This window comes from Streptomyces sp. 150FB (assembly GCF_000818195.1).
Taxonomy (GTDB): Bacteria; Actinomycetota; Actinomycetes; order Streptomycetales; family Streptomycetaceae; genus Streptomyces.
Genome location: NZ_JTHL01000001.1, coordinates 5,883,587 through 5,893,924 on the forward strand (window position 1 = coordinate 5,883,587; position 10,338 = coordinate 5,893,924).

Sequence of the window (10,338 nt, forward strand, 5' to 3'; positions counted from 1 at the left end):
CGGCTTCTCGGCGTCGTCGACCACGCGTGCCTGCTCGGCGTCGTCGCCGGAACGGCCGGCCCCCAGGCGCCACCCGACCTCGGCGCGGAGGAGGCGGGAAGGGCGGTCGCCTGATGGCCACGGTCACCGCCCCCTCGTCCGCCCCGCGCGGCGCGCTCGGCTCCGTACTGGGGAGCCGAACCTTCGGCAAACTGCTGCTGCTCGTGGTCTTCGCCGCCGTGCTGGTGCCCCTCGCGGTCACGCGCTGGCCGGGTACGGCCTGGCCCGCCGCGCTCACCGTCGACCTGACGAAGCCGCTCGGCGACGCCACCGACTGGATCATCGACAACCGCGACAGCCACCCGCTCTTCCTCTACTTCTTCGGCTACATCAGCAACGGCGTCGTGGTGTCCGTGCGCGCGGTCTACCTGCTGCTGCTCGGCGCCGGCTGGGCCGGGGTCACCGCGGTCGCCGGACTGCTCGCCTGGCGCTTCGCCGGGGTACGGCTCGCGCTCACCGCCGTCGTGTCGTTCGCGGTCTGCGGACTCCTCGGCATGTGGGTGCCGACCATGCAGACGCTCGCCCTGATGGTCGTCGCCGTGGTCGTGTCGGTGGCGGTCGGCGCGCTGCTCGGCCTCGCCGGAGGCCTCTCCGACCGGCTCAACCGGGCCCTGCGGCCGCTGCTCGACACCATGCAGGTGCTGCCCGCCTTCGCGTATCTGCTGCCGGTGGTGCTGATCTTCGGCATCGGGGTGCCGGCCGCCGTCCTCGCGACCGTCGTGTACGCGGCTCCGCCGATGGCCCGGCTCACCGCGCTCGGCCTGCGCGACGCCGACGGCGGCGTGATGGAAGCCGTCGCCTCGCTCGGCGCGACAGCGCGCCAGCGGCTGCTGAGCGCACGGCTCCCTCTCGCCCGCAAGGAGCTGCTGCTCGGCCTCAACCAGACGATCATGATGGCGCTCTCGATGGCCGTGATCGCCTCCGTGATCGGCGCCGGCGGCCTCGGCGACCGCGTCTACCAGGCGCTCAGCTCCGTCGACGTGGGCGACGCGCTCACCGCCGGGCTGCCGATCGTCCTGCTGGCCGTGGTGCTGGACCGTACGACGGCGGCCGCCGGGGCCTCTGCCGGATCCGCCGAAGGGCCCGGGCGCCGGGGCGGATGGCTCGGCTGGGGCGCCGTGGTCGCCGTCGCCGCCGTCGTGGTGGTGGCGGGACGCCTGACCCGTCGGCTCCTGTGGCCCGCGAGCTGGAACGTCGACATCGCCGGGCCCGTCGACAGCGCCGTCGCCTGGATGACCGACCACCTCTACTCCGGAGTCCCCGTCGTCGGCGGTACGGCCGACTGGGCCGGACGCTTCACCACCTGGATCCTCGACCCGCTGCGCGGCGGCCTCCAGGCGCTGCCGTGGTGGTGCCTGCTGCTGATCGTCGCCGCGCTGGCGCTGCTGATCGGCACCTGGCAGACCGCGCTGACCGCCGTACTCGCCATGGCAGCGATCGGTGTCCTCGGGGTGTGGAAGCCGTCGCTCGACACGCTGTCGCAGGTGCTGGCCGCCGTCGCCGTCACCCTCGTCATCGGCTTCGCCGCCGGGATCGCAGCGGCGCGCAGCGCGAGGTTCGAGGCGCTGCTCCGCCCCGTACTCGATGTGTTCCAGACACTGCCGCAATTCGTCTATCTCATCCCGGTGGTCGCGCTGTTCGGCGTCGGGCGCGCCCCGGCGGTCGCCGCGGCCGTGGTGTACGCGCTGCCCGCCGTCGTACGCATCACCACCCAGGGCCTGCGTGGGGTCGACCCGGCGGCGCTGGAGGCCGCGCGCTCGCTGGGAGCGACCCCGAACCAGCAACTGCGGCAGGTACAGCTCCCGTTGGCCGGGCCCGCGCTGCGGCTCGCGCTCAACCAGGGAGTGGTACTGGTGCTCGCCGTGGTCATCATCGGCGGCCTGGTCGGCGGGGGAGCGCTCGGCTACGACGTCGTCTTCGGGCTCGCCCAGGGCGACTTGGCGACCGGCCTGGTCGCGGGCGCCGCCATCGTCTGCCTCGGCCTGATGCTCGACCGGGTCACGCAGCCGACGCAGCGCCGCGCCCGCAACAGGAAGGCGGCCTGACATGGCCCGTATCCACGCCCGTACGCGTACGTACGCAGCCGTAGCCGCGGCCACCTGCGCGCTGCTCACCCTGAGCGGCTGCGGCGCGGCCGACATGACCAAACAGGCGTCGCCGTACGCCAACGCGCAGGGCTCCAGGACCGTCACCCTCTCCGTCCAGTCCTGGGTCGGCGCCCAGGCGAACGTCGCCGTGGCGAAGTACCTCCTCGAACACGAGCTGGGCTACCGCGTGGACACCGTGCAGGTCGACGAGGTGCCGGCCTGGGACGCGCTCAGCCAGGGCCGGGTCGACGCGATCATGGAGGACTGGGGCCACCCGGACCAGGAGAAGCGGTACGTCACCGACAAGAAGACCATCGTGGGGGCCGGGGACCTGGGGGTGACGGGGCACATCGGCTGGTTCGTGCCGACGTACTTCGCCAAGCAGCACCCGGACGTCACCGACTGGCACAACCTCGACAAGTACGCGGATCAACTGCGTACGGCCGAGAGCGGCGACAAAGGCCAACTCATCGACGGCTCACCGTCGTTCGTGACGAACGACAAGGCGCTCGTGAAGAACCTGGGGCTGGACTACCAGGTCGTCTTCGCGGGGTCGGAGGCGGCGCAGATCACGCAGATCAAGCAGTTCGCCAAGGAGAGGAAGCCCTTCCTCAGCTACTGGTACAAGCCGCAGTGGCTGTTCAGGACCGTACCGATGACGGAGGTGAAGCTGCCCCCGTACAAGGAGGGGTGCGACTCCGATCTGGCGAAGATCACCTGCGCGTATCCGGTCACCCCGCTCCAGAAGTTCCTGAACGCGGACTTCGCGAAGAAGGGCGGCCCGGCGGCGAACTTGTTGAAGAACTTCACCTGGACCACCGACGACCAGAACGCGGTGGCGCTGCTCATCGCCGACAAGGGGCTCTCCCCGGAGGCGGCGGCGGGGCAGTGGGTCAAGGCGAACGGGCCCGTGTGGAAGAAGTGGCTGCCGAGGAAGTAGCGGGCACGTGCCTCAGGCGGCCTGGACGCGGTGGATCATCCGGAAGTGCCGGCAGGAGGGGCACCACTGGTACCGCTCGGAGCCGAGCCGGACGGCCTTGAACGAGATCAGGGGGACCCACTGGGTGGTGAAGTGGTGTCCCTTGCTGCACTCGACGACGAACTGTGCCATGACATGCCTCCCCCACCAGTGTCACAGGGGCAGTGGGCAGGGACCACCCGCACTGGCTCATGACTCCGTCAACAGCGGGGCATCCGGCGACGCGTCGGCGATACCCGGCAATGCTCAGAAGTGGCTCAACTCGCGTGCAAGCGGGCCTGGCGTGGGAAGGAACCCGGCATGTCGATCTTTACCAAGCAGGATCCGCTGCCGGTACTCGTGGTCCGGGACGTGCATCAGCTCGTCCTCGCGCTGCGCGGGGCGCTCGGCCAGGCATCCGAGGGGGAACGTCCCGGCCTGGAAAGGGCCTTGGCGCTCGCCGTCGAGGTCGAGGCCTCGTCGGACGAGGAGTTGGGCGGCCGGTGGGCCCTGCGACGGGTCGAGGACGCGGGGTTCACCGGCGCGCTGGACTCGGTGTCGGCGGTCAAGGCACTGCGTGACGCCGAGCCGGGCCTGAGCCTGCGGCAGGCGGTCGCCCTGATGAAGCAGGCGGTCGCCGCCGAGAAGACCGACGCGGCGGGGCCGGCCACCACCTGAGAGCCGGCGGACCCGGACCGGATGGCCCCGGACCGGATGACCCGGGACCGGATGACCCGGGACCGGCGGGGCCGGCCCCCCCGGATCGGCCCCGACGGCCGTCTCAGCCGCGCAGCGAAGCGGCGGTCTCGGCGACCGCCGCCATCGCGGCGCGTTGCAGCCCGGGGCCGAAGGTGACGCGCGTCGCACCCAGCCTGCCCAGTTCCGCCACCGTCGCGCTGTCGGGCGTGGCGGCCATGTTGACGGGGCCCTCGATGCCCGCGCGCAGCACCGCGAACGCCTCCGGGGGCGCCAGGAGCGGGTAGACGCAGTCGGCGCCGGCGGCCACGTACAGCCGGGCGCGTTCGAGCGCGTCGGCCGGGTCGCCCGTACCGACGACGAAGGTGTCGACGCGCGCGTTGATGAAGAGGTCAGCGCCGGCCTCGGCGCGTACCTCGGCGAGCCAGTCCGCGTGCCGCCGGGGGTCCTTGAGGGTGGTGTGGTGCTCGGAGTCCTCCAGATTGCAGCCGACGGCGCCGGTGTCGATCAGGCGCGCGACGACCTCCTTGGGGGACAGGCCGTAACCGCCCTCGATGTCCGCCGATACGGGGACGGAGACGGCGCGGACGATCCTGGCCACCGCGGCGAACATCTCGTCCGCCGGCGTCGAGCCGTCCTCGTAACCGAGCGAGGCGGCGATCCCGGCGCTCGGGGTGGCGAGCGCCGGGAATCCGGCGTCGGCGTAGACGCGGGCGGACGCCACGTCCCACGGGCCGGGGAGCACGAGCGGGTCGCCGGGGGCGCGGTCGTGGTGCAGGGCGCGGAACGTCATGGTGGTCACTTCTTCACTTGTCCGGAGGGCGTGCGGCGGGCGTGCGGAGGGTGACATCGACGCGGTCCGAGTGGTCCGACCGCGCCCATGGCTGCGCTCAGTGCTTGCTCAGTGCTTGACGGCACCGGGTGTGTAGTGGCCCGGGACGCTCCTGCTGGACACCGAGAAGCGGTTCCAGGCATTGATCGCGGTGATCGCGGCGATGAGGTGGGCGAGTTCGGTGTCGTCGAACTCCTTCGCGGCCTTCGCGTACACCTCGTCGGGGACGAAGCCGTCGGTCAGTACGGTGACCGCCTCGGTCAGCTCGATCGCGGCGATCTCCTTGGCCGTGTAGAAGTGCTGCGACTCCTCCCACGCGCTGAGCTGGATGATCCGCTCCACCGACTCGCCGGCCACCAGGGCGTCCTTCGTGTGCATGTCGATGCAGAAGGCGCAGTGGTTGATCTGCGAGGCGCGGATCTTGACGAGTTCGAGCAGGATCGGCTCGACGCCCTTCCTGGCCGCCGCGTCCAGCCTGACCATGGCCTTGTAGACCTCGGGGGCGAGCTTCGCCATGTCCAGCCGGGGGGTGTGCTCGGGGAGCAGGTTCTTGTTTGCCCGCGCTTCGTTCGCCGTTGTCGTCATGCCTCCGAAGTTACGTGCTCAGTGGCGCACAGGTATGGTCCATTCCCATGACGGATTCCTGGGCCAATAAGGAGCGCGACGCCCTCGCCGCGTTCGGCGCCGACCTGCACCTTGAGCTGCGGGGAGCCGGAGCGGGCGCGGGGGCGGGGGCAGGCACGGGCGCGCACCCGGGCGGCGGCACCGGTCTGCGCGCCCGGCTCATGGACGCCCTGCGCGAGGCCGTACGGACGGGCCGGCTGGTCCCCGGCACCCGGCTGCCCTCGTCCCGTACGCTCGCCGCCGACCTGGGCATCGCCCGTAACACCGTGGCCGACGCCTACGCGGAACTGGTCGCCGAAGGCTGGCTCACCGCCCGGCAGGGCTCGGGCACCCGGGTGACCCGGCGGGCCGCGCCGCGCAAGGCGGCGCAGCCGGCTCCCCGTACCCGTCCGGCGTGGCGCCACCCCGAGTACAGCCTGCTGCCCGGCACGCCCGACCTCGCCGAGTTCCCCCGTACGCAGTGGCTCGCCGCGGCGCGCCGCGCGCTGACGGCGGCGCCGCACGAGGCCTTCGGCTACGGCGACGCGCTCGGCCGGGTCGAGCTGCGTACCGTCCTCGCCGACTACCTGGCGCGGGCCCGCGGGGTGTACGCGGACCCCGACCGGATCGTCATCTGCTCCGGCTTCCACCACGGGCTGACGCTGATGGCGCGCGTGCTCAAGGACCGGCGGGTGCGGGCGGTGGCGATCGAGGCGTACGGCCTCGACCAGTCCCGCGACCTGCTCAAGGACGCCGGGCTGCGGCTCCCGGCCCTCTCCGTCGACGAACGCGGGGCGCGTACCGAGGAGTTGACGAGAGAGCGCGGAATCGGGGCGGTGCTGATGACACCCGCCCACCAGTTCCCCACGGGGGTCGCCCTGCACCCGGACCGGCGCGCGGCGGCGGTGGACTGGGCGCGCGCCACCGGGGGGTTGATCCTGGAGGACGACTACGACGGGGAGTTCAGGTACGACCGGCAGCCGGTGGGCGCGCTCCAGGGCCTCGACCCTGACCGGGTGGTGTACTTCGGTACGGCGAGCAAGTCGCTGGCGCCGGGGCTGCGGCTCGGCTGGATGGTGCTCCCGGAGGAACTGGTCAGAGAGGTCACCGAGGTGCGCGGAGCGGGCGACCTGCGGTCGAGCGCCCTGGACCAGCTCACCCTCGCCGAGTTCATCGCCTCGGGCGCGTACGACCGCCATGTGCGGTCGATGCGGCTGCGCTACCGCCGCCGCCGCGACCAGTTGGTCGCCGAACTCGCCGAGCGGGCCCCGCACATCAGGGTCACCGGCATCGCGGCCGGACTGCACGCCATCGTCGAACTCCCGCCGGGCACCGAGCGTTCGGTGGTCGAGGGGGCGGCCAGAGGGGGCCTCGCGATCGTCGGCATGGCCCAGTTCCGGCACGATTTCCCTTCCCCGGGTGGGGAGTTGCCGCAGCGGGACGCACTTGTGGTCGGCTACGGCACCCCACCGGACAGCGCCTGGACGGGCGCCCTGGAAGCCCTGTGCCGGGCGCTGCCGTAAGCGGGGGCTCGGCTCAAAGAGCGCGAAGTTTTCCGCTCCGCATTAGACTTGGCGGTGCGTGCGGCATCGCGTGTCGGTCACCGGCCGGGTGAGGCATGGAGGTGGCCGCGAGTTGCCTTACGGAGGCAATCAATCGTGTCAGTTCAGTTGAATCACACCATCGTCTTCTCCCGGGACAACCGGGAGTCCGCCGAATTCCTCGGTCGTATCTTCGGTCTTGAGGTAGGAGCCGAGTGGGGGCCTTTCGTCCCCGTCGAGTTGAGCAACGGCGTGACCCTCGACTTCGCGACCGTTCCGCCCGAGTCGATCGTGCGCCAGCACTACGCCTTCCTTGTCACCGAGGCTGAGTTCGACGGCATCTTCCAGCGGGTGCGGGAGGAGGGCCTCACGTACTACGCCGACCCGCACGGCAAGGAGCCCGGCAAGATCAACCACAACGACGGCGGGCGCGGGGTCTACTTCCTGGACCCGGGCGGGCACGGCCTGGAGGCGATCACCCGGCCCTACGGCGGCTTCGCCGAGGGCGAGGGCGAGCGATAGGCGCACCGGTCAGGTACGAGGTCCGGTCAGGTACGAGGCCCGTCAGGTAAGAGGCCCGTCAGGTAAGAGGTCGCCCTCACGTGTCCGTGGGGGCGACCTCGTCCAGGATCAGCGCCAGAGCGCCGTACAGCGCCGAGTCCTCCAGGTAGTGGGCGACGACCAACTCCGGTGGGAACGGCACCATTTCGCGCAGTCTCGGGTCCAGCGCTGCCATGATCCGGCCGGCCGAGGCCATCATGCCTCCGCCGACCGCGATGCGCCGGGGGTCGAGTACGACGGCCATGTTGGCGACCTGGACGGCGAGGCGGTCCAGTGCGTCCGTCACCAGCTCCCGCGCCCTCGGGTCCGCCGACGCGAACAGCTCGGCTGCGTCGGGGGCGCCGCCCAGCACCTCGGCGCCCCGCCGGGCGAGCCCGCTGCCGGCCGCGTACTCCTCCAGCGGCGCCCGGCCCGAGGCGACTCCGGCGGTGTCGCCCGCATCGTGCACCAGATAGCCGATTTCCCCGGCCGCCCCATGGGCACCGCCCAGCACGCGCCCGCCGACGATCACGGCGGCGGCGATTCCGGTGCCGAGGCTGAGGAAGATCCCCGGGTCGGCGTCGCGCAGCGCGCCCCACCGGGCCTCGGCGACGCCGCCCGCCCTGACGTCGTTGGCGCAGGCGACCGTGGAGAGGCCGAGCCCGTCGCGTACGAGGGCGGGCAGCGCGAGATCCTCCCAGCCCGGAATGTTCGGCGCGAACATGATGCGGTCCTCGTGCACGACACCGGGGCTGACCGCGCCCGCGCCCAGGCACACCCCACCGGTCTCCGCCGAGGTCTCGGCGCGCAGGCGGTCGGCGGTACGCAGGGCGCGCTCGACCGCCTGCTTCGCACCGTACGGCGCGAGCGTGTCGATCCGGTCGGACTTCAGGACGCGCCCGGCGCGGGTGGCGGTGGCGACGGCGATCTTCGTACCGCCCACGTCGATGCCCAGGACGAAGTCCCCGCCGCCGGCCGCGCGCGCACCCGTACCCGCGCGCGCACCCGTACTCACACGGCCTCCTGGGGATCGCGCTGCTCGGTTCCGTCGGCCCCCTCAGGCGCGTGTCGGAACTGCTCCCGTATCTCCTTCGGCCCGAACGGCCAGGTGTGTTCGAGTTTGGCCCAGATCAGGAACGCGATCCCGCCCAGCGCCACCCAGCCGAGCGACCACTCGATCGGATGAAGGCCGGGGTTGTTCTTGTCGGCGAACACATAGACGCTGAGCCAGCCGACCAGCGCGACGATGCTCGGCAGCGGGTAGAGCCACATCCGGTACGGGCGCTTGAGGTCGGGCTGCCTCCTGCGCAGCACCGTCACCGCCGCTATCTGCGCGAAGGACTGGACGATCACCATGACGGTGGTCAGGAACGTGATCAGCACGGTCAGCGGCGGTGTCTTCGCCGAGGTGCCGACATGGCGGCTGAGCAGGAAAGCGGCCGCCGTGATCACGCCCATCGCCAGCAGACTGAGGGTCGGGAAGCGGTGCTTGGGATGGAGCCGTCCGAACTGCTTGAAGAACACCTTGTCGCGCGCCGCGTCGTACGGCACCCGGGAGCCGCCGAGCAGTCCGGCGAAGACCGAGGTGAAGGCGGTGATGAGGATCAGTACGGTGATCACGTCCGCCGTCGTCTTGCCCCAGACCTTCTCCAGCACCACGGCGGCGACCGACTGCGAGGCCGGGTTGGACGGGTCGATCATGTCCTTCCAGTTGACCACCCCGAGCGTTCCTATCTGCATCAGCAGATAGATGGTCATCACGCCGAAGATCGCGTAGATGATGGAGCGCGGCAGCACCCGGCCCGGGTTCTTGATCTCGGCCCCCATGTAGGCGGTGGTGTTGTAGCCGAGGTAGTCGTAGATGCCGATGGTCAGACCGCTGGCGAAGCCCAGCCAGAACTTGCCGGAGCCCAGCGCGAACGCGTGCGCCGGATAGGTGAAGGCGTCGGCGGCGTTGAAGTGCGTGAACGACGCGATGATCACGCACGCCACGCTGATGATCATGATCACCCAGAGCAGCGAGGCGAGCTTGCCGATCGACTCGATCCGCCGCCACAGCAGCGCGACCACCGCAACACACATCGCGAGCCCGACCAGATCACCCTGGCCCTCGCTCATCGACGGCCACAGATACGTCAGGTACTGGACGAACCCCGCGACACCGGTCGACATGATCAGCGGGATGAACAGCATCGCCGTCCAGGTGAACAGGAACGGCATCAGCCGCCCGGTCCGGTACTGGAACGCCTCGCGCAGATAGATGTACGAGCCCCCGGCGCCCGGGAGCGAAGCGCCCAGCTCGGCCCAGATCAGGCCGTCGGCGAGGGCCAGTACGGCTCCGGCCGCCCAGCCGATGATCGCCTGCGGTCCGCCGAAGGCCAGCACCATCGCGGGGATCGTGATGAACGGCCCGATGCCGACCATCTGGCTCATGTTGATCGCGCTTGCCTGGAACTGGCCGATCCGGCGTACGAAACCGGTGCCGGCCTTCGCGGACGTCCGGTCGGTATCGGCCATCCGGCCCACCTCCTCCGTCAAGGACTCGTCAAGGCGATGACGACCCGGACAAGTTAAGGTGTCTTACTAAATGGGGTCAAGGGGTCGGCAGAAGACCGTTTTCGCCCCGGGTTCCGGTCTCTTCGTCTCGTAAGCTGGACGTAATACGGAGGAAGCATGGCCAGGGGGACGATCCTGAACGGTGTGACGGGTGACGACGACCCCGCGGGCGGCGCGCGCCTGTCCGAGGCCGACGGCCGACGGTGGAACCACGGGGTGCTCCGCGGCTTCAACGAACGTGTGCTGCTGGACGCGCTCCGCGCTGCGGGCACCACATCCCGTGCCGAACTCGCCCGTTCGACGGGCCTGTCCAAACCGACCGTCTCCGCGGCGCTGGCCAGCCTGGAGCGGGCCGGCCTGGTCCGCGCGACCGGCGAGGTCAGCCGGGCGCCGGGGCGCGGCAGGGCCGCCGTGCTCTACGAGGCCGATCCGTCGGCCGGGTACGTGATCGGGGTCGACGTCGGCCGCGACTGGCTGCGGGCCGCC

General features: G+C 71.1%; 11 protein-coding genes. 6 read left to right on the top strand and 5 right to left on the bottom strand.

Annotated features, from left to right (window positions below; translation table 11 throughout):
• The first annotated feature begins 113 nt into the window (after positions 1 to 113).
• Positions 114 to 2,084 (top strand): ABC transporter permease subunit, encoded by a 1,971-nt coding sequence (locus tag QR77_RS25415; RefSeq protein WP_040024406.1) that lies wholly within the window; start codon positions 114 to 116, stop codon positions 2,082 to 2,084.
• Position 2,085: 1 nt separating this feature from the next.
• Positions 2,086 to 3,066 (top strand): ABC transporter substrate-binding protein, encoded by a 981-nt coding sequence (locus tag QR77_RS25420; RefSeq protein ID WP_040024408.1) that lies wholly within the window; start codon positions 2,086 to 2,088, stop codon positions 3,064 to 3,066.
• A 12-nt stretch (positions 3,067 to 3,078) separates the two neighbouring features.
• Here QR77_RS25420 and QR77_RS46890 read toward each other — a convergent pair whose 3' ends face one another.
• Positions 3,079 to 3,237: a hypothetical protein gene (locus QR77_RS46890; protein ID WP_160310952.1), complete on the bottom strand. Its 159-nt coding sequence runs from the start codon at positions 3,235 to 3,237 to the stop codon at positions 3,079 to 3,081.
• 168 nt (positions 3,238 to 3,405) lie between these two features.
• Between QR77_RS46890 and QR77_RS25425 the strand changes: the two genes are divergently transcribed.
• Entirely contained in the window at positions 3,406 to 3,762 is a 357-nt protein-coding gene (locus QR77_RS25425; protein ID WP_040024409.1) for a hypothetical protein, read from the top strand.
• Positions 3,763 to 3,865: 103 nt separating this feature from the next.
• Here QR77_RS25425 and QR77_RS25430 read toward each other — a convergent pair whose 3' ends face one another.
• Positions 3,866 to 4,573 carry an isocitrate lyase/phosphoenolpyruvate mutase family protein gene (locus QR77_RS25430; protein WP_040024412.1) on the bottom strand — a complete coding sequence of 236 codons (708 nt, stop codon included), beginning with the start codon at positions 4,571 to 4,573 and terminating at the stop codon, positions 3,866 to 3,868.
• Positions 4,574 to 4,681: 108 nt separating this feature from the next.
• A complete protein-coding gene (locus tag QR77_RS25435) occupies positions 4,682 to 5,197 on the bottom strand; it encodes a carboxymuconolactone decarboxylase family protein (RefSeq protein WP_040024413.1) in 516 nt (171 codons plus the stop codon).
• Between the two features lie 47 nt (positions 5,198 to 5,244).
• Between QR77_RS25435 and QR77_RS25440 the strand changes: the two genes are divergently transcribed.
• Together QR77_RS25440 and QR77_RS25445 are read left to right on the top strand one after the other, a co-directional pair.
• A complete protein-coding gene (locus tag QR77_RS25440) occupies positions 5,245 to 6,738 on the top strand; it encodes a PLP-dependent aminotransferase family protein (RefSeq protein WP_040024414.1) in 1,494 nt (497 codons plus the stop codon).
• A gap of 135 nt (positions 6,739 to 6,873) precedes the next feature.
• Complete coding sequence (locus QR77_RS25445) at positions 6,874 to 7,278, top strand: VOC family protein (protein ID WP_040024415.1); 405 nt, start codon at positions 6,874 to 6,876, stop codon at positions 7,276 to 7,278.
• A 76-nt stretch (positions 7,279 to 7,354) separates the two neighbouring features.
• On the opposite strand, the gene QR77_RS25450 is transcribed toward QR77_RS25445, so the two are convergent.
• Positions 7,355 to 8,311: an ROK family protein gene (locus tag QR77_RS25450; RefSeq protein WP_052489049.1), complete on the bottom strand. Its 957-nt coding sequence runs from the start codon at positions 8,309 to 8,311 to the stop codon at positions 7,355 to 7,357.
• Complete coding sequence (locus tag QR77_RS25455; protein WP_052489050.1) at positions 8,308 to 9,813, bottom strand: APC family permease; 1,506 nt, start codon at positions 9,811 to 9,813, stop codon at positions 8,308 to 8,310. The genes QR77_RS25450 and QR77_RS25455 overlap by 4 nt, the downstream gene beginning before the upstream one ends.
• 156 nt (positions 9,814 to 9,969) lie before the next feature.
• On the opposite strand from QR77_RS25455, the gene QR77_RS25460 reads away from it, so the two are divergent.
• Positions 9,970 to 10,338: MarR family transcriptional regulator (locus tag QR77_RS25460; protein ID WP_040024416.1), on the top strand; the 369-nt coding region annotated here is incomplete at its 3' end.

Bases quoted from the DNA above. Each gene is read 5' to 3' on its own strand.
- QR77_RS25435 (WP_040024413.1), bottom strand. From the start codon at position 5,197: ATGACGACAACGGCGAACGAAGCGCGGGCAAACAAGAACCTGCTCCCC.
- QR77_RS25425 (WP_040024409.1), top strand. From the start codon at position 3,406: ATGTCGATCTTTACCAAGCAGGATCCGCTGCCGGTACTCGTGGTCCGG.
- QR77_RS25415 (WP_040024406.1), top strand. From the start codon at position 114: ATGGCCACGGTCACCGCCCCCTCGTCCGCCCCGCGCGGCGCGCTCGGC.
- QR77_RS46890 (WP_160310952.1), bottom strand. From the start codon at position 3,237: ATGGCACAGTTCGTCGTCGAGTGCAGCAAGGGACACCACTTCACCACC.
- QR77_RS25440 (WP_040024414.1), top strand. From the start codon at position 5,245: ATGACGGATTCCTGGGCCAATAAGGAGCGCGACGCCCTCGCCGCGTTC.
- QR77_RS25420 (WP_040024408.1), top strand. From the start codon at position 2,086: ATGGCCCGTATCCACGCCCGTACGCGTACGTACGCAGCCGTAGCCGCG.
- QR77_RS25455 (WP_052489050.1), bottom strand. From the start codon at position 9,813: ATGGCCGATACCGACCGGACGTCCGCGAAGGCCGGCACCGGTTTCGTA.
- QR77_RS25430 (WP_040024412.1), bottom strand. From the start codon at position 4,573: ATGACGTTCCGCGCCCTGCACCACGACCGCGCCCCCGGCGACCCGCTC.